Below are 20172 nucleotides of genomic sequence, written 5' to 3' on the forward strand. Positions count from 1 at the left end.
TATACTAATATAAGTATGGTCTCAGCATTGAGGTGTCTTGTATGTTACAAAATGAAAATATGAATGAAAAGGAATTGGAAAATTGGAAAAAGACAATTAAAAATCATTTTGATACGTTTTCGTTAACAAAAGACAAAAAAAATGAACTTGAACTTTTGCTTTTAAATTCCGATAATTTTTCTCACAGAACAGCCATAACACAAAATAAATTCCTGTATTTAAAAAAATTTAAAGGAATTTTAATTAAAAACCAAAAATATATTTTTTCACACATAGGCGTCGCAGCCGTTGCGGCTATTGTTACTTTTGCCTCTATCGGAGGGTTTGAAAGTAACAATCACGATATTCTCTCAGAAATGGCTTTTTTACCTGATGCAGAATCATTACCTGCTGACTTTGATCTCGTGGGCGATGCAGCCGCTCTCCCCCAATTGACTTTGGAGTCACTGCCAAATCAAGCATTTAAACCTGTTATTCCGAAAAAAATTGCACAGAAATATGAGGCCAATGAAGGACGTTTCTTTTATCTAAAAGGTCAGCAAGGTGTGAGTATATCTATGAAGCCACTTGCAACCACATTACCACATGCCACTTCACAAATTCACTCAACTCGGCCAAGCACTCTTTACATAGTTAAACTTTCTCAGAAAAATGAAAATGCATTTCCTAAGCAAAGAGTGTTGAGAAAAATAACCTCTTCCACAGGTAAAGTGAGAAGAATATATGCTTGGCAAGATGGCGCTTATGGCTATGCAATGGTGCAACCACAAAATATCTCAGATGGCAGCACCACGGCGGATCCCTTTCAAACCAGTGAAGAGACATCTCCACTCAGCCCTTGACTTGACTCATTACATTATAAGAAAAATTTAAATCCACTAGTGAGTTTAGGTTAAGGTGGCAATATATCAGGGGTTTGAGCTATAAAATCTTGAGCCTTTAATTTCCCTGCACCAAAGTCAAGAATAACAACATTGCGGCCATTTTCCTTGGCGTGGTAAAGACATTCATCTGCTCTTTTAACAGCCGCTTCTTTTGTATCATCCACAGAATTTATTAAGGTAACACCTACGCTTGTCGTCACTGGAATTTTAGTGCCTTGAAAGACATATTCGTGCTCCTGAATTGCTGACCTAAATTTTTCGGCTGTTACGGCTGCTGCTCGCTCATTTGCATCGAAAATAACAACTAAAAGTTCTTCACCACCATAGCGCCCAAGAATATCCGACCGACGTGCATTTTCTTTTAATATTTTAGCTGTTTCTGTAAGAACAAAATCACCGGCTTGATGCCCGTAGGTATCATTTACATTTTTAAATTTATCAAGGTCAAACATAATTATAGCAAGGCGAGGTTTAATATTATTTATTTTACAACGATCAATTTCTTTAGAAATTTGATCTTCAAAATAACGACGCGTAAACAAACCGGTGAGAGCATCCGTAATTGATTGTAAGGACTTATCTTTATATTTAGTTTGTAAATTCGTTTCCGCAGTGACATCACGCATTAAAAGACAAGCGCCTAACATTTTGCCATCGTCTTCATAATAAGGATAGCTGCTTATTATTAAAGTAACTTCTTTTCTATTCGTTACATTAATAGCTGCTACTTCATCTATTCGGGTAGGATTTGGTGACTCTAAAAGTTGATCGATTGCAGATTGAGAAGTGCCTGGCATCGTAGTTAAAAGCATTTCTTTTAATGTTCCTATTCGTCTCACATCGATGGCGCGCAATTCTATGATTTGACAAAATGCAGAGTTAAATTTTAAAACTTTTTGTTCAATATTAATAAGTATAAATGCATCAAGAAATACACGAGTAAAGTCTCTATGCACTTCGAATTTTTCTATCAATCGTGAATCGAGAACACTTTGATTCTCCAAATTTTCACCTCAGCGCTTTAAAAAAACAAAATACTCATCCTCTAGTTCTTCTGTTTGCATTCCACATTCATCAGATTCACATTTTGGGGCATTTGGAATTGTTTTTGGAGGAAGAGAAGACGTTTCTATTAATTTTTTTTCTTCTTTATTACAAACTTCGCATATATAATTCACAAAAAAACTTGCAACAGATGCTTTTCCAAGAAAGCTCGGAATCATATTTATTTGCATAATCACATCAGGTGTGCACTCATAAAAGATAAGATTGCGCCCCTCTTCAATTGAGCGTAAAAAGCTCACCCAAGCACGAACACCTAAAGAATTGATGCTTTTGACTTGAGAGAAATTAAACCCAACTTTTTTTACATCTTTAAGCTCGAGAAAAAGATCTTTAAACGTCATTTCAGAGTCTTCATTGATTAGACCCATCAACGTTATCATTTTTCCATCTTCTTGCTGCATGATGGAGTATTCCACTTTTTCCCCCTCCCATAGAGAATCACATGAGTATTCTCAATAGAGTTTAGCAATTTTTTAAAGAAGTAAGATTTTTAGGAGAGAATCTTGACATTATAGGAAACGATTACTAAATGAGTAATTGGCAGATAGATGAATTTTAAAAGCATCATCACCCTTTGTGCTCTTGTGGCGGAACTGGTAGACGCGCGCGACTCAAAATCGCGTTTCCATCGGAAGTGGGAGTTCGATTCTCCCCGGGAGCACCATTTTAAGAATCATTCCAGCTTGACTCCCCCTAGATTATTCAATTATTAGAACTTTTTAATTTCGAATTTAATGCTCTAAAAAGCTTGTAGACTTGAATGTTCAGCTTTAAATTTTCCTTGTCAAACGGGAAAAAATGAGGCATGGTTTCGGTTTCTAGGAATGATTTTCTAAAGAAAATTCGTTCTATTTTTATTTTATTCAATAAATTTAAGGGGTTAAACATGACTTCACCTACAGATAAGACAAATCGCTGCCGCGAAGCCAAAAAGGTAAAAATGGGCAAGAAAGATAAAAATAAACTCCGCAAAACTGGTACAACTCCAAGTTTGTTCTCACTCAACAAACCAACTCCAAATGAGCTTAAAAATTAAAGTTCTGGTTAAAAGTTATCATTTTAGGGAAGAGATTCCTCATGCATCGGCGGGTTAAATATTGCATTTCTCCTGTTTATGCTGAGAATTTTCTTCTCTTTTTTTATTTTTTATGGAAGACATGATAGATTCTGATTGATATAGTAAAAAAGACTATACATTCCTCTTATTCATTTTTTAAAGGAGATTGCACACAATATGCGTCCAATGGGAAACCAACAAACTCGTACACCTGCTCAAGATGGTCCACGTATTAACGATCGTATTAAAGCCACAGAAGTCCGCCTGATTTCAGATACCGGCGAACAAGTTGGCGTTTTACCAATCCGCGAAGCTCTTATGCGAGCAGAAGAGCTAGGGCTGGACTTAGTTGAGGTTTCACCTGACGCAAAGCCACCTGTATGCCGTCTTATCGACTATGGTAAATTCAAATACCAACAAAGCAAAAAAGCTCAAGAAGCAAAGAAAAAACAAGTTGTTATTGAAGTCAAAGAAATCAATTTAACCCCCAATATTGATAAACATGACATCGAAACAAAGCAAAATCATATTAAAAGATGGGTTGCGGAAAAAGCACGCGTCCGCGTAGGAGTCAAATTCAGAGGACGCGAAATGTCTCATATAGATCTTGGTTATAAAGCTCTACAAGAGCTTATGACAGGCCTCGAAGAAATTGTTGTTCAAGAGGCGCCACCCCGCATGGAAGGACGTCGCCTCGTTGTCACTCTCCTTCCAAAAAGCGATAAGGTATGACACACAATTATCAGAGATGTGAATTAGCTATCTTAGAAACCTCTGATCTTCACTGCAATGTCGTTCCACACGACTATTACAATGATGTAAAGATCGAGCATTTTGGTTTAGCTAAAACAGCATCTCTGATAAAAAAATTTCGTAAAATTTACGAAAATAATCTCCTCGTTGACAATGGCGATCTACTGCAGGGCTCTGCCCTTGCTGACCTTGTCGCTCGGGTTCATCCTCTTAAAAAAAATGAAACCCATCCTATCTTAAAAGTTATGAATATCTTGAACTTTGATATTGCTACTGTAGGCAATCATGATTTTAATTATGGCCTCGATTTTTTATTGAATGTCATTCAAAAAGCAAAATTTCCTTTTATTTGCTCAAATGTTTATTACTATAATGAAAACGCCAAAAACAAACGTGGTGAGAGAATATTACCCGGTCATTTTATAATTGAAAAAAAACTCAGCTGTAATGAAACAATTAAAATTGGTTTTATGGGTGTCGCTCCACCACAAATTATGACCTGGGATAAACATATTTTATTAGGAAAAGTAGTCGTCCAAGAAATTGTGGATGCTGTTAAAGAACAGGTAAAAGAATTAAAGAAAAAAAAAGTAGATCTAATTTGTGTTTTAGCACATAGTGGAATTTTACCATTAAAATACAATTTAGGTACAGAAAATGCCGTCTGTGAAATAAGTAAAATCAAAGGTGTCGATGCTATATTTTCTGGACATGCACACAGTGTTTTTCCAGGCGGTAAAATTTTCAATAATCTTGAAAATATGCATATTGATAACACAATTGGTAAAATCAATAATGTGCCTGTCGTTATGCCCGGTGCATGGGGAAGTCATTTAGGTATAATTCGTTTTATATTGGAAAAAAAGAATAAAAAATGGAAAGTCTTACAGTCATTTTCCGAAGTTCATAATGTTAAAGAAACTACAGCTGACTCAGAAGTTCTTGCTACAATTAAAGATGATAATGAACATACATTGAAACATATTCGTTCTACCGTTGGTGAAAGTAATATACATATTTATTCTTGGTTTTCTACCTTACAACATACTTTAACTTCACAAATCATCCAAGAAACAGGAGTTGAATATGCAGCAAATTATCTTAAACACACAGAGTGGAAAAATCTGCCTATTTTATGTTCCTTTGCCCCTGTAAATACGGGTGGACATGGCAGCCCCTATATTCATATTCAAAAAGGACCGCTCGCTATAAAAGATATTTCTAATCTTTATCCTTATGACAATGAACTAAAAGTTGTACTTATAAATGGTGAACAATTAAAAGAATGGCTTGAATTTTCTGCCCAAGCATTTCTGCAGATAGATATAGATTCAGAAAAAGAAATCTCTTTATTAAACCCTTTTTATCCATCATTTAACTTTGATTGTATATCAAATATTGAATATAATATTGATGTCACAATGCCATTAGGTAATCGTATAAAAAACCTCAATTATAAAAATACACCTATTTCTACTACGCAGCAGTTTGCTCTTGTCACAAATAATTATCGCGCATCCGGAGGGGGGAATTTCCCAAACTTCGATAAATTAAAAACAATTGTCGATTCCACTGAATTTTTTCGGGATATATTAATCGAAAAAATTAAAAAAATAAAAACTCTCGATCTCAAACTTACAAAAAGTTGGTCTCTTCTACCAACTCCTTATTGTAAAGCAAAGGTGTTTTTTGAAAGCACAATGGATTCTATCCCATTTCACCCCCCATTCTTATCTGTGATATCCACAGATCCCAAAACAAAAAGAGTCAAATACGCAGTAGATACGACAAAATTTTGATTGAGCAAAAAGTAAATCATTTAATATTTCTAAACATCGACTAAAATTTATAAAGTTAATGTCTAGGGAGATAATAATGTTTAAAAGACTCAGTATCAAACAAAAAATGATTTATTGGAATATCTTAATCATTATTATCTTTGCAGGAATTCTTTTTTTTATCATGAACAACTCTTTAGAACATATTCTAAAAGAAAAAGAAATACAAATAAAACATATCACAGAAGTTTCTTATGGAATCATAAAAAAATATATCGAACTTGAAAAAGAAGGTAAAATGACCCGTAAAGAAGCTATGGAGGAAGTAGGAAATATTATTGAAAATGCTCGTTATGACGGAACAAATTATGTATTTATCGATGACATTGATCAAAGACAAATAGTAAATCCTACAAGACCAGAGTTTAAAGGACAACTGCAACCCACTCCTCCAGAAACCATGGCTCGCTTAGTCAATAGTATGAAGCAAAATAAAGAGGGTGATTATTTCCATTTCTTTACAAAAAAACCTGGTCAAGAAGGAACATTTAGAAAAATTGCCTACGTAAAACCGATACCTGAATGGCAATGGTTCGTCGGCACTGGAACATATATCAATGATATCGATGAACAACGAAGAGACTATATTATTGAATTGACTGCAATTTCAGTAGTTATCACAATCTTCCTCATGTTTGGTGGTATTTTTTTTGCGAATCTTATTTCTGTTCCTTTAGCAAGTTTATCTGCACGTTTGTTAAAATCAGCCGCTAATATGGAAGAAAAATCGAAGCATTTAACACAAATGAGCGAAAATGTAGGGAACTCTTCTAAAGGACAAGCAAGCTCAATTCAAGAAACCGCTGCAGCCATTGCTGAAGTCACCAGTATGATCACAAGAACATCTGCACTGACAGTGCAATCTGGCAACCTAGCCCACAAAATATCCGAAGGTACTGCGCAAGGCGGAGAAGCTGTACAACGTATGGTAACCTCTATGGAAGCCATTCAAGAATCCAGCCAACGTCTATCAGATATTGAAGCTATCATTAAGCAAATAGAAACAAAAACAATGGTGATTAATGAAATTGTGACTAAAACAGAACTACTCTCCCTCAACGCATCGATTGAAGCGGCACGCGCTGGAGAATATGGCAAAGGCTTTGCTGTGGTGGCAGAAGAAGTCGGAAATCTTGCAAGCACGAGTGGTCGATCTTCCAATGAAATAAGAGATCTCCTTGAAAAAAGTCGGGGAAGTGTCCAAGATATCTTACAAATGACTGTCGAAAGGGTTTCTGAAGGACAAAATAAGACGATTGAAGTGAAGACCACATTTGAAAAAATAACTGCGGATGTCAATGAAATAAATACGCAAATGACACAGATAACAGAAGCCACACGCGAGCAAGAAATTGGGGTTAAGCAAATAGCAAGTGCAATGGCTAAAATCGATGCTTCAGCAATCCAAAATACAAACAGCGCTGAAAAATCCATCACTGCTTCAAATGACGTATTCAATATAAGTAAAGACTTAAAAGATATTGCTCACGAAACTGAAGATATAATTTTTGGAGAGAAGAAAATTGAGAACAAAAAGAAATAAATTAATTATAATTTTATTAATTTTTTTTCCGTTGTATTCTTTTGCTGACGAAGAAGAAATCGGAAAAATAGAAAATATTATAGGATCAGCAGATATAATTATTAACAATTCCCGCATAGAATTGGCAAAAGACACACCTGTACATCCATCAGATACAATTATAACAAAAGACAAAACGCTCGTTAAAATATTATTTTTTGATGGAGCTGATATTATATTATACGAAAATACACAAATTAAAATTAAAGAATATAAATTTAAAATCGACGCAGAAAAAAAGAATTTAAAAGGAGTTTTTGAAGAAATCAAAGGAAAAATTCGCTTTTTTGTTAAGCCTGCAAAAAATACTGAAAATGATGTAAAATATAAAACCAACAATGCTGTCATGGGAATCCGCGGCACGGGTGGTGTTATTGTTGCTCAAGGAAGTCAAAAAACACAGCTCCTGGTCACATCAGGTAAAGTTGATTTCAGTAACCCCGCCGCTCCCGATAAAATCGTTCAAGTGAAAGAAAATCAGTGGGGAGAAATGCGCGGGGAAAAACCACCGGCACCGCCCAAACCTGCTACACCAGAACTTATAAAAAGTTTAGCTATCGATCTACCAGAAGGATTTGAAATAACGAAGAGTGGAGAAGATGAAAAAGAAAACAATAAAGAAGAGGATAAAAAATTAAATAATTCGAATCCAACAGCTCCACTTCCACCAGCAGCATCACCAACAGGTGTTGAGGGAGATGATGACGACGAATCTGATAAGGAAAAGACTAGTAGTGACAGTAACAATACAAATAAAAATGAAGAGAACGAAGTCTTCAGAATGGGACCAACAGTCAGTGTAGGCATGTACCAATATCTTTCAGTTGGAATTGAAATGCGCATTTTAAAATTTCTGGGTTTGAGTGTTAATATCGGGGGAGCACCGGGGAAAATGAATTTGAAGGACTTTCCTAATATAGGCAATAAAATAAATAATAATAATCAACCAGAAATAAATAATATCAAAGCATCATTTTTTCATGTTGAAGCACGAGCTGTTATCTATCCTTTTAGCGGCCGTTTTTTTATAGGTTCCGCTTTTGGTCTGCGCAAGCTTGATGTACAAGCTGATACCTGTATCTACGTAACTGTTAGCTCACAAAACGTTTGTGTGCCTGCAAATGGTGGAGTAAAAATCAATACGACTTATGCAACTCCTCAATTTGGTTGGTTATTTGTTTGGGACAGTGGATTTAGCATTGGTACAGAACTTGGTGCACAAATTCCTTTAAGTATGAGTTCTAATAACTTTTATTCAAATGTAAATACTTCAAATCCTTCAGCCTATACTCAAGCAACCAGCTCAGGAAATTATCAAAATTTTCAAAACATTCTACAAAACAGTTTACCTGAATATTTTAACCATCAGGTATTACCCTTTTGGAATATTTTAAAAATTGGTTGGCTCTTTTAAATAAATATGCACTAAAAACTTTATAATCTAAGCTGAGTCGAAATTTTTTACTTAAAGAAACAAGAAAGTATAAAGTGATTTTCAAGACTTCGTTAATTTTTTAACCGCTTCAATCAGCATTTCAGGTTTAAATGGTTTAACAATCCATCCACTAGCACCGGCTTTTTTAGCTTGCGCAACTATTTCTGTAGCTCCTTCTGTTGTCAATATTAAAATCGGTGGATGGGGTAAGCTTGCATCGCCGTTGATTGCAAGAACCATTTCTATCCCATTCATCTCAGGCATATTGATATCAGATATAATAGCGTCGATATCTTTATTAGCCCTCAATTTTTCAATTCCTTCTTTTCCACTTTCTGCTTCTATAACCTCAAAACCACTTTTAGACAGTGTGAAGTTGACCTGCTGACGGATTGTTTTCGCATCATCGACAATGAGTATTTTTTTTGTCATGTGAGTTCCTCTAATTAAAAAAATTTTTTAATTATACATCTATTTATTATACATTCTTTCAAAGCTTTGCACAAAGGACATTTTTTACTTTATCTTTTTGTTAAAAAAAATATTTTGAATTTTTTTTTATAATTCAATAAAAAAATAAATATCGTCATTTTTTTAACACCATTTTTATTTTTTTTACTGACAAGCGCAATCTAACAAATGTTATTTTATAAGTATTTAATTTCAATTTTGGAGTTTATAACGGCAAGGAGAATTTAATGGATGTTGCTAAACTCACAGCTCTAAAATCGCCAAATGAAGAAGAATATATTGGTATGTCTGAGAATTCTCCGATCAATATTTTATACTGTGATTTAGATTTTACAATAAAATATATGAATCCAACTAGCAGAGAAACTCTTTTAAAAATTGAAAAGTATTTACCGATTAAAGTAAATGAAATATTAGGATCGTCAATCGATGTATTTCATAAAGTTCCATCTCATCAGCGTCGTATTTTAGCGAATGATAAAAATTTACCACATAGAGCCATTATTAATGTTGGTCCCGAAAAATTAGACTTACTCGTTTCTGCTATATATGACAAAAATAGCAAATATATTGGGGCTATGGTTACTTGGGATATCGTCACAGAAAAACTGGAGCTAGCGAATAGTCTCGCTCGAATCAGCTCCATGATGGAAAATATTCCGATCAATGTTTTATTTTGCGGGCTCGATTTCAATATAAGTTATGCAAATACAGCAAGTATGAAGACATTAGAAAAACTAGAAAAATATCTACCGATAAGAATTAGCAATCTAATCGGCACGAGCATTGACGTCTTTCATAAAGTACCATCCCACCAACGCAACTTATTATCCAATGAAAAAAATCTTCCCCACAGAGCAATTATAAGCGTGGGACCAGAAAAACTCAGCCTTTTAGCTTCCGCAGTGCTAGATTTAAATAAAAAATTTATAGGTGTTATGGTTACCTGGGAAATAATCACTGACAACGTAAAACTTGTTGAAAATATCAGACAAGCAGCACAGCAACTTGCTTCAGCCTCTGAAGAACTCAATGCAACCGCTAAAGAAATGAGTATAAATGCAGAAAAAACCACTGCTGTTGCAAACTCTACCGCGGCTGCTTCTGAAGAGGTTTCACATGGAATACGTTCGGTTGCTACGAATACAGAAGAGATGTCTGCTGCAATAAAAGAAATTGCCCGCAATGCGACAGAAGCATCCGCCAATACTTCGTTGTCTCTTAAACAAGCACAAAATACCAATGCAATCATAATCAAGTTAGGTGAAAGCAGCCGCGAAATCGGCAATGTCATAAAAGTGATCAGCTCAATTGCGCAACAGACAAACCTTCTCGCTTTAAATGCCACAATTGAAGCCGCCCGTGCTGGTGATGCAGGGCGTGGTTTTGCAGTGGTTGCTAATGAGGTGAAAGAATTGGCAAAACAAACAGCTAAAGCTACTGAAGATATTACAAACAAAATCACTGGTATTCAAAGCGATTCAAAAAGTTCAGTGGATGCCGTCAGTCAAATCAGTCAATCCATTGAAAAACTTACAAGTATTGCCAATGCGATTGCTGCTTCAGTAGAAGAGCAAGCAGCGACAACGAATGAAGTTTCTCGCATTGTGCTAGAGTCTGCAAAAGGGGTCACAAATATTACTGATAATGTAAAAGTGGTATCAGATGCGGCGACACAAACTTCCAATGGCTCATCCCAATTGCTTTTAGCAGCAAAATCTTTGAGTGAGCTTGCTGTTAATTTAGAAAGTCTTGTAAAAAATATAAAAATTTAGTTTTTTCTAATTAAATTAATAAATTGCTGCTTTTTCTAGCTCTAGGCATTTCTTGCTTATCAAAACAAATCTTAAACAAATTGAATTCTTAATTGCAAAATTAAACCGATAATAAAATTATATAAACTTGAGATAAATTTATGGAAAATGAAAAACTAAAAATTTTATGGGTTGATGATGAAGAAGACAATCAAGAAATGATTGAATTTATCATTAATAAAGCTGGGTTTATACCAATATTTATTGCAAAACCAGAAAAAGCTCTCGAAATTTATAAAGAAGAATTTTTTGATCTTGCAATGGTTCTTTGTGATTATTTGATGCCAAAAATGAACGGCTTTCAATTTAGAGAAAATATTTTAAAAATCAGTGATTCTGTTCCATTCGGGATAGTTTCAGGACAAATTACAAAAGAGATGGCACTTGAAGGAATTTCCCACAAAATTTGCGGATTCTTTGATAAACCATTTGATGAACAACAAATTATTGCAATGATAGAGAAAGAAACTCTCTCACGCGTTCAGTCTATCAAAGAAAATAATGCCATTGAAGAAACTTTTGTAGAAGAAGCTTCTGCAATTTTAGATGAAATAGAACCTTTTTTATTATCTCTTAATTTCAACCGTCATGATCCCGATGCATTGAAAGCAATAGCCCGTGGTATTCATACTCTAAAAGGCTCAAGTGGTTGTCTCAGAAGCAATACATTAACAAAATATATTCACAAATATGAAGATCTTTTTTCACCAATTCTAAAAGGAGAAACAGCTCTTTCAGATGACATTTACGATGTATTATTTCGCGGTCTTGATAGAATCAAAGAAATTGTTGTCAGTATTTCAAATAAAAAATTCCATTTGTATAAAATAGAAAATCTTCTAGATGATTTAAATATTAAAATAGAAGATTTTTCAAAATCAATCCAGAATATTGAAAATAGAAATCAAAAGGACAATCAAGCATCTCCTACCCCTTTGCACCAAAAACCTAAAGAAGCAATTTCGGTCCCCATCCAGATGCTTGATGAACTTTCTGGATATTCTGGCGAAATAACAGTTATTCGCAATATGATAAACAAAATCATTTTTTCACTTGAAGCAAAAAATACGAACGATAAAGATATTCAAGGTCTTCGAGAATTATTTGATGAAATGCATAAAATAAATAGCACAATTCAAAACCGCATTACAGATCTTTGTAAAGTTCCGCTTTCAGGAATTTTTAAACCTATTCCACGTATAATACGCGATCTTGCAAGGGAATTAGGCAAAGAAATTCAAGTTAAAATTAGTGGTGAAAATATTAGAGTAGCAAATGCTCTTGTTTTAGTATGCAGCAATTCTCTCATCCACCTCGTTCGAAATAGTGCAGATCACGGGATAGAATTACCGAATGAACGGTTACAAGCGCATAAACCAGCACATGGATTTATTGAGATTCAATGCATCGAAGATAATAACGATCTGCAAATAATTATAAGCGATGATGGTAGAGGAATAAATCCTGATAAAATCAAAGAAAAAGCAATTGAAAAAGGGCTTTTTAATGAAGATGATTTGAGTAAAATGACTGAAAAGCAGATATTGGAAATTATTTTTTCTCCAGGTTTTAGCACAGCAGAGAAATTGACAGATGTTTCAGGCCGTGGTGTTGGCATGGATATGGTTAAGTCTTCAGTTGAATCTGCTGGTGGCCAAATAGATATCGAGTCCAATATTGGTTCCGGTACTACTTTTAAATTGCGTTTACCAAAACCAAAGTCAGTTCTTATAATAAATTCATTATTAATTAAATGTGCTGACAGATGTTTTGCAATTCCCCAGGATTCAATTTTACATGTTTTACGAGTTGAACAAGAAAAATACCAAGCTATGGTTCAAAAAATTGCTTCTGGCTATGTGCTTTGTTATAACAATCATTTGTATCCAATATTAGATTTAAAATCTTTACTTAATATATCTGATAATTCTCATATTGATAACTCAAAAGAAATTATTAAAGAAATACTTATTCTCCAAACGGAAAAATATTTATATGCAATGTTTGTTGATGGTATTCTCGATTCTGAGGAAATTGTTGTTAAAAGAATAAATTCGTGTTTCAACTTTAAAGGAATTTATACAGGTGCAACTTTTATGGGCGATGGATCTGTTGCACTCATTTTAGATATTAAAAATCTTGCAGAATATGCTGGTTTAAAAGTAACTGAGACTAAAACCCAACAAAAAAACAATGAATTAAAAATAGATAAAATAGAGACAAAAAAAGATTCTATGCAAGATTATTTATTGTTCAATTTAGATTCTAAAACTCTTTATGGTGTTCCATTAAACCAAATATTTAGACTAGAAGAAATAAGAAAAAATAAAGTACAATATTGTGGACTTGAGAGAGCTGTATTATATCGGGAAAGTATTATGCCTATCCACTCTATGGAAAAGCTTTTAAATATTCATCCTAAAAAAACAGAAAAAGAAAATTTTAGTGAACAAATATCCATAATTGTAACTCAATATTTGGATGGATTTTTGGGTCTCGAAGTTCCGCAAGTTATAGACATAGCTTCTGGAGAGAAAAATTTAATCGATCAAATTCGCGATAGAATTGGTGTTATGGGAAATACCTTTATACAAGATAAAACAGTAACTATTTTAGATTTGCCAACAGTTATTCAGAATTCGGACAAATACAAGGCATAATTAAGGTTACATTTTCTGTTAAAAAGGAAACGGTTTGATGGCAATGTCAGCTGAAGCAAAACAATCCGCTCTTTCTGAATATTTCGATGAATGCCATGAAATGCTTGAACGTCTTGATAAAAATATATCTACAGTGGAAAAAAATGGTTCTGATAAAGAACTTTTAGCCGCTATTTACCGAGATATGCATACTTTAAAAGGCACTTCACAATTATTTGGTTTTGCTAAAATCGGTCGACTTGCTCATGTGATGGAGACGTGTCTTGATCCTATTCGCAAGGGCAAAGCAAAACTTTCGGATGAACTGCTTGACAGCTTGTTTATTGGTCTTGATTTCATCACACACTCTTTGGATTTTATAAAGGAAAAACAAAAGGAGCCTGAAAATCATGAAATACTGGAAAATATTCTTGCGAAATTTATTGCAGCAGTAGAATTAAGTATCACGGGGTTAGATGCAATTTCTAAAGATAAAATTCTAATGGTCGATAATATCTTGCCACCTCTTAAAAATGACATAAAACAAGAGGAGATAAGACAGGTGCCCGTAGAAAATAAAAAAGAAGAAGAACATGTCGCCTATGAAATCTTTGACATACCCGAAAAAACTGTCCAAAATGTAACCTCAACTCCTAAATCACCTACTCAAAATAAGTCTGAAGAAATCCAAATAAATGATAAGAAAAATAAGTCTGAAGAAAACCAAACAAATGATAAGAAAAACACGGATGAACAGATATCAGAAACAATTCGTGTTCAAGTCAATCTATTAAATAATTTAATGAATTTAGTTGGTGAACTGGTACTTATCCGCAATCAATTGCTTCAACATGCAAAACTAAATGATGAAGACACTGAGTTTTTAAAAATCAGTCAACGTTTAAATGTTCTCACTGCAGAATTACAAAATGAAGTTATGAAAACAAGAATGCAACCTATTGGCAATGTCTTAACTATATTTTCTAGAGTTGTTCGTGATTTATCTAAAGAACTTGGAAAAAAAATTGACCTTGTACTCTTAGGTGTTGATACAGAGCTCGATAAAACTGTTATAGAAGCTGTGAAAGATCCTCTCATGCATATTGTTAGAAATGCTGTGGACCATGGCATAGAAACTTTAGAAGAAAGGAAAAAAGTCGGCAAAAAAGAAACTGCTGTCATAAGAATAAATGCTTATAATGAAAGCGGTCAAGTTATTATTGAAATCATTGATGATGGCCGTGGTATAGATAAAGATAAAATAAGTGCCAAAGCTCTTGAAAAGGGTATCATTACTAAAGAAGCCCTTGCAAAGATGACTGAAAAAGAAATTCAACTCCTGATTTTTGCTCCAGGATTTTCTACAGCCGATGTGGTTTCTAACATTTCTGGTCGAGGCGTGGGTATGGATGTGGTCAAGACCAATGTAGAGCGTATTGGTGGCTTTGTTGACCTTTTTAGTGTTCCTGGAGAAGGGACAACAATAATCATAAAAATTCCCCTCAGTCTTGCGATCGTGCCGGCTCTTGTTGTTCAGACGGAAGGACAACGTTTTGCGATTCCACAAACAAAACTGGTGGAGCTGATCCGTATCGATCACAGCGATGAAAATTCAGAAAAAATTGAAAATTTACAAGGTCAATCTGTCTTAAGACTTAGAGGAAAACTACTGCCGATCATTTCTCTCTCACAAGTGCTATTTCAAAAAAGTCTGCCTTTAAATAGTGAAAAAGATAACACAGTCTCAAATATTGTTATATTAAATGCTGATAATTTTCTCTTTGGTCTCATTGTTGATGAAATCAATGATTCAGCAGATATTGTAGTTAAATCTCTTTCGCAATTTTTAAAAGATTTAAAAGTTTTTTCTGGTGCAACGATTATGGGGGATGGCACGGTTGCACTCACAATCGATGTCTTAGGGATTGCTGAAACAGCAAAAATATCAATTGATCATACAAATGAACGCCCCTCTAGCAATATTCAGAGCAAATCAGAAAGCAATTATCACTCTGATAACTGTGAATATCTTTTAATTGATACCGGAGCACCAAGCTCTTATGCCATTCCTCTTTCGATTGTGAATCGCCTCGAAGAATTTGAAAGTGATAAATTCGAACTTTCAGGTGAGCAAAAAGTAATCCGATATAGAAATTCTTTGTTACCTATTTTTTCACTCCCTGATTTTCTTGAACTGCCATTTGAGGATCCTAAAAAATTAATTGCAAGAGAAAGAACTCCAATCGTTGTCATTAAAAGAGGAAATTTTTCTTATGGAATTGAAGTAAGAGAAATTCATGACATCGTAGAAGTTTCTTCCGAAATTGATCAATCAGTAAAAGATAGACCAGGAATTTTAGGAACAATCGTCACAAATGAACAAATCATAGTTGTAGCAGATATTTTTGGCATGATTGACACAATTAAGTTAACACTCGAATCACAAAGCCATCTTCATACAGAAGTCGGTCAAGAAACAATTCACAACCATGAAACTTCTCACAAACATCTTCATGACCCCATTCAAAGACACAAACACAGAATTTTACTAGTCGAGGACAGCTCATTTTTTAGAAATTATATTCGTTCTGTACTTCTCGAAGCAGGATTCTTAGTGGATACAGCATACGATGGAGCAAACGCGCTTGAAATTCTTAACAACGCTCCTAAAAATCATTTCTCTTTGATTTTATCAGATATTGAAATGCCTGTTATGGATGGAATTACTTTTGCGAAGAAAGTTAAGTCATCAAAAAATTATGCCAACATTCCGATGATAGCTGTTACGACAAAATACAGTCAAGAAGACATTGAAGAAGGATTAAATGCAGGATTTTTGATTTATCTTGAAAAGCTTCGTGCTGAAAAACTCATTGCTGAATTAGACTCAACTCTTATTCACAATGGAAAAATAGGAGAAAACTAAGCAATGCATGAAGATGAAAAAAAACAAATCAATTTAAATAATGCGATGTCTAGTAAAACAAAACAATTTTCAGCTTTTTATTTAGACAATCGTTTATATGGTATTGAAGTGAGTCGTGTACAAGAAGTGGTACGCTCTATGAATATGACACCTATTCCTTTAGCTCCAGATTATGTAAGAGGTTTGATTAATTTACGCGGACAAGTCGCGACAGCCATTGGTTTACGCCAATTATTCGGTTTTCATACACAACTTCCAGAAGAATTTATCAATATCGTTTGCAAAATAGATGGCATGCTTATCTCATTTCAAGTTGATGAAATAGGCGATGTTATTGAAGTCTCAGAAGAGGACTTTGAACAAACTCCACAAACAATTTCAGATGATATTCGCAGATATATGCTTGGGGTATATAAGATTTCAAATTCTCTTTTGAGTGCAATTGATGTTGAAAATATAATTAAGTTTTTAAATCAAAAGACTTGAATAGAGTTTTAGCAATATTGCTTTGCTAATAAAGGAACAGAAATGAGAATCCTTATTGTAGATGATTCCGTTGTATTTCGCTCACAGATTAAATCTGCATTGGAAGGAATAAAAGACATTGTTGTTGTGGCAAGTGCAGCCAATGGAAAAATTGCAATGGAGCGTTTAGAACAAAATTCCATCGATGTTGTTATTTTAGATCTTGAAATGCCTGTTATGGATGGCTTATCTATGCTGGAAGAAATGAAAAAAAAATCATATAACCAACGTGTCATTGTTTTTGCAGCCCCGACAGGCACAGGAATCGACTTAGCTTTAACAGCACTTCACGCTGGTGCCTCCGATTTTATCGCTAAACCAAATTCATCGGGTTCTCTCGAAGAAGCATTTGAAGGAATCCAGAAAGAATTAATTCCTAAGATTTTACAATTTAAATCAAAAATTGAGCATAATTTAATATATATACCAAAGAGCGATCAAAATCCCGAATCTGCCTCATTGCCTGTCAGTTCTCCCAATCAAGAACCTAAACAAATAATTGTTTATGATAAGAGATTAAATATTAAGGATTTTTCACTAATTAAGCCTAAAGTCATCGGAATTGGAGCCTCAACTGGGGGACCATCTGCCCTTGAAAAAATATTCGAAAAAATAAAAGAATTACCTTTAAGAATTCCTATCTTTATCACCCAACACATGCCGCCAAAATTCACTGAAGCCCTTGCAAATAGAATCCAAGTCATCAGTGGACATCCAACACATGAAGCAACGCATGGAGAAACAGCATTGCCTGGTCATGTTTATGTTGCCCCAGGTGATTTTCATATGAGTGTCGATCGATCAAGCGACGGACAAAGAGTCATTATTTGTTTGGATCAAAATCCGAAAAGAAATTCTGTGCGCCCTGCAGTGGATACATTATTTGAATCTTTAGCAAGAGTTTATGGAAATGGCTGCACAGCATTTGTTTTAACCGGCATGGGTGAAGACGGAATGGTCGGTGCAAAAGCTATTAAAGAAGTCTCTGGCAATATTATCATCCAAGATCCAGAGTCTGCCACTGTCTGGGGTATGCCTGGAGCAGTGCATGCCACAGGAGCTTATGACTCAATGGGAAATTTAGAAGAATGTTCTGATTATTTAAGACAAATGATTGGGTGAGGCGGAGTATGCCAAAGTTATTTTGCGAATACCTTTTAGAAATTAAATTGATAAAATCTGAACAATTGTTAGATGCTTTTATGGAACAAATCAATCACGTTCCATCTACGGCTGAGGTAATTTATAATTCAAATATTTTAAATAAAGAAGAAATTTTAAAAATACTCATTCACCAGCAGCAAGAAGGAATGGATTTTAGAAGCAGCGCAAAAGATTTAGGTTTATGGACATTTAATTTATCCCAAGAAGTTAACAAAAAAATTCAAGCTACTCATAAACCACTTGGAGAAATACTCATTCAAAAAGGTTTTTTTACTTTAGATTCATTATCTTCTGCATTTGCAAGCTATACTGAAAATATAAATTCTTTAAAAAACACACCTGAGAAAGATATTAAAATACAAGAGTCTCACAATCCAACTTTATCGAACGAATATTTAACCTGTTTTAATAATGATATTCTGCCCAATATGCAGAGAACAATTTATATATTAAAAGAAAAAGATATTTCTGCTGAAAATATAAAAATTGAAACACGCAAAGCATTAGCAGAGTTTGTAGCAGTTAGAGCAGCTGCTAATTTTCTTGGGGCGCATATCAGTCAAAAAGTAGCTAATGAAGTGGTTAAATACTTCCAAAAATCATTAGATAGCAATGAAGCAATTGATTTAATGAAAGTAATTAATATACTTGAAATATCTGTAGAAGTTCTAAATAATTTATGCACGTGCTTACAACAATCTAATAGCGAAAAAATGATTTCTGAAGAGCATTTAGCTTCGTATGAAAAGTTTAAAAATTTGTTTAATATTAAGGATTAGGCCATGAAAATATTAGTGGTGGATGATTCAAAATCTGTTCATCGGCTGTTAGAGGAAATGGTAGATTTACCAGATCTCACTTTTCAGCACGCTTACAATGGACAAGAAGCTGTAAATGCTGTTCAAGAAACTGACTTTTCTGCTGATCTTATATTACTTGATTGGGAAATGCCTATATTAAGTGGTATTGAAACTCTTCCTTTATTAATTAAACACCGTCCCAAACAAACTATCATAATGATGACAACAAAAAACTCGATGGCAGAGATAACGGAAGCTATGCAAAAAGGAGCTGCAGATTATATTATTAAGCCATTTACGAAAGATATTATCGTGGGCAAAATCAATACCATCCTTGAAGGAGGTATTTAATGCAAGATGAATTCAGTGATAGCATCTTCAAATATTTTGCAACTCTTATCGAAAAAGAAACCGGAATTCAGTTCGATGAAGCAAATAAATATTTACTTTTAAGTCGTCTTGAAAATCTAGTTAAATTTTTAAATTTTCCTGATGTACTTTCCTTATGGAATGACATACAAAAAAATGGTCTCAATCAAGCTGCGAAGCTTTTACTTTTAGACTCTGCTACAAATAACGAAACATCTTTTTTTCGTGATCCAAAGGTTTTTGATTTTTTTAAAAATCATTTTGTAACCAATATAATGGCACAAAATCCTAAAATCCGGATTTGGTGCGCAGCAACAAGTACAGGTCAGGAACCTTATACAATAGCTATGATTATGGCTGAATTAAAAGCTCAAGGCATAGCAAAATCATATGAAATTTTCGGAACAGATATCAGTGATCGAGTTTTGAAACAGGCTGCGAGCGGAACCTATTCACAACTCGAAATTCAACGCGGGCTCCCCGCAAATCTAATGATTAAATATTTTGAGCAAATCTCGGTTGAGTCATCAAATTTTCCATCTTTTAAAGCCAAGCCAGAGCTATCGGCATTTATGACATTTAAACAAATGAATTTACTTCATGAATGGCCAGATTTCGGGACATTTGATATTATATTTTGTAGGAATGTATTAATCTATCAAAGTAAGGAAAACAAAAAAAATATTATCTCTCGCTTTACCAAAGTTTTGAATCCTGGAGGATATTTAGTTCTTGGAGGGGCAGAAAGTTTGCTTCAGTTATCCGATGATTTTGATTTTGAAACCTATGGTAATATTTGTGTACATAAACTGAAAGCTTCTGTGAAGCCTTACACCTGAATTTTAACTCC

Annotated in this window: 17 protein-coding genes and 1 tRNA gene; 15 read left to right on the forward strand and 3 right to left on the reverse strand. The window is 34.2% G+C overall.

Annotated features, from left to right (window positions below; translation table 11 throughout):
* The first annotated feature begins 41 nt into the window (after nucleotides 1-41).
* A complete protein-coding gene (locus tag H7355_RS10600) occupies nucleotides 42-842 on the forward strand; it encodes a hypothetical protein (protein WP_186647301.1) in 801 nt (266 codons plus the stop codon).
* A gap of 50 nt (nucleotides 843-892) precedes the next feature.
* On the opposite strand, the gene H7355_RS10605 is transcribed toward H7355_RS10600, so the two are convergent.
* Complete coding sequence (locus H7355_RS10605; protein ID WP_186647302.1) at nucleotides 893-1888, reverse strand: sensor domain-containing diguanylate cyclase; 996 nt, start codon at nucleotides 1886-1888, stop codon at nucleotides 893-895.
* 9 nt (nucleotides 1889-1897) lie between these two features.
* On the reverse strand, nucleotides 1898-2365 hold the full coding sequence (locus tag H7355_RS10610) for a hypothetical protein (protein ID WP_186647304.1): 468 nt from the start codon (nucleotides 2363-2365) through the stop codon (nucleotides 1898-1900).
* Nucleotides 2366-2527: 162 nt separating this feature from the next.
* Here H7355_RS10610 and H7355_RS10615 point away from each other — a divergent pair.
* The 6 genes from H7355_RS10615 (at nucleotide 2528) to H7355_RS10640 (ending at nucleotide 8593) form a co-directional block, all read left to right on the forward strand.
* A tRNA-Leu gene (locus tag H7355_RS10615) sits at nucleotides 2528-2613 on the forward strand.
* 222 nt (nucleotides 2614-2835) lie between these two features.
* Entirely contained in the window at nucleotides 2836-2985 is a 150-nt protein-coding gene (locus H7355_RS10620; RefSeq protein WP_186647306.1) for a hypothetical protein, read from the forward strand.
* Between the two features lie 198 nt (nucleotides 2986-3183).
* Nucleotides 3184-3738: a translation initiation factor IF-3 gene (gene infC / locus H7355_RS10625; RefSeq protein WP_222435695.1), complete on the forward strand. Its 555-nt coding sequence runs from the start codon at nucleotides 3184-3186 to the stop codon at nucleotides 3736-3738.
* Entirely contained in the window at nucleotides 3735-5558 is a 1824-nt protein-coding gene (locus tag H7355_RS10630; RefSeq protein WP_186647308.1) for a bifunctional 2',3'-cyclic-nucleotide 2'-phosphodiesterase/3'-nucleotidase, read from the forward strand. The genes infC and H7355_RS10630 overlap by 4 nt, the downstream gene beginning before the upstream one ends.
* A 76-nt stretch (nucleotides 5559-5634) precedes the next feature.
* Nucleotides 5635-7140: a methyl-accepting chemotaxis protein gene (locus H7355_RS10635; RefSeq protein ID WP_186647310.1), complete on the forward strand. Its 1506-nt coding sequence runs from the start codon at nucleotides 5635-5637 to the stop codon at nucleotides 7138-7140.
* Nucleotides 7121-8593, forward strand: a complete 1473-nt coding sequence (locus tag H7355_RS10640; RefSeq protein WP_186647312.1) for a FecR family protein — start codon at nucleotides 7121-7123, stop codon at nucleotides 8591-8593. The genes H7355_RS10635 and H7355_RS10640 overlap by 20 nt, the downstream gene beginning before the upstream one ends.
* Before the next feature lie 81 nt (nucleotides 8594-8674).
* Here the strand turns inward: H7355_RS10640 and H7355_RS10645 are convergent, their stop codons facing one another.
* On the reverse strand, nucleotides 8675-9046 hold the full coding sequence (locus H7355_RS10645) for a response regulator (RefSeq protein ID WP_186647314.1): 372 nt from the start codon (nucleotides 9044-9046) through the stop codon (nucleotides 8675-8677).
* Nucleotides 9047-9312: 266 nt separating this feature from the next.
* On the opposite strand from H7355_RS10645, the gene H7355_RS10650 reads away from it, so the two are divergent.
* From H7355_RS10650 to H7355_RS10685, 8 genes are all read left to right on the forward strand, one after another.
* Entirely contained in the window at nucleotides 9313-10860 is a 1548-nt protein-coding gene (locus H7355_RS10650) for a methyl-accepting chemotaxis protein (RefSeq protein ID WP_186647316.1), read from the forward strand.
* A 140-nt stretch (nucleotides 10861-11000) separates the two neighbouring features.
* A complete protein-coding gene (locus H7355_RS10655) occupies nucleotides 11001-13559 on the forward strand; it encodes a chemotaxis protein CheW (protein WP_186647318.1) in 2559 nt (852 codons plus the stop codon).
* 37 nt (nucleotides 13560-13596) lie between these two features.
* Nucleotides 13597-16464, forward strand: a complete 2868-nt coding sequence (locus H7355_RS10660; protein ID WP_186647320.1) for a hybrid sensor histidine kinase/response regulator — start codon at nucleotides 13597-13599, stop codon at nucleotides 16462-16464.
* Nucleotides 16465-16467: 3 nt separating this feature from the next.
* Nucleotides 16468-16950 (forward strand): chemotaxis protein CheW, encoded by a 483-nt coding sequence (locus H7355_RS10665; RefSeq protein ID WP_186647322.1) that lies wholly within the window; start codon nucleotides 16468-16470, stop codon nucleotides 16948-16950.
* Nucleotides 16951-16992: 42 nt separating this feature from the next.
* Nucleotides 16993-18111 (forward strand): chemotaxis-specific protein-glutamate methyltransferase CheB, encoded by a 1119-nt coding sequence (gene cheB, locus H7355_RS10670; RefSeq protein WP_186647323.1) that lies wholly within the window; start codon nucleotides 16993-16995, stop codon nucleotides 18109-18111.
* 8 nt (nucleotides 18112-18119) lie between these two features.
* Nucleotides 18120-18932, forward strand: coding sequence for a hypothetical protein (locus tag H7355_RS10675; RefSeq protein ID WP_186647325.1), 813 nt, complete (start codon nucleotides 18120-18122; stop codon nucleotides 18930-18932).
* 3 nt (nucleotides 18933-18935) lie between these two features.
* The gene (locus tag H7355_RS10680; protein ID WP_186647327.1) at nucleotides 18936-19304 is read left to right on the forward strand and encodes a response regulator; all 369 of its coding nucleotides are present in this window, start codon (nucleotides 18936-18938) and stop codon (nucleotides 19302-19304) included.
* Nucleotides 19304-20161, forward strand: a complete 858-nt coding sequence (locus H7355_RS10685) for a CheR family methyltransferase (protein WP_186647329.1) — start codon at nucleotides 19304-19306, stop codon at nucleotides 20159-20161. The genes H7355_RS10680 and H7355_RS10685 overlap by 1 nt, the downstream gene beginning before the upstream one ends.
* Nucleotides 20162-20172: the final 11 nt, after the last annotated feature.

This window comes from Fluviispira vulneris (genome assembly GCF_014281055.1).
In the GTDB taxonomy this organism is placed as follows: domain Bacteria; phylum Bdellovibrionota_B; class Oligoflexia; order Silvanigrellales; family Silvanigrellaceae; genus Silvanigrella; species Silvanigrella vulneris.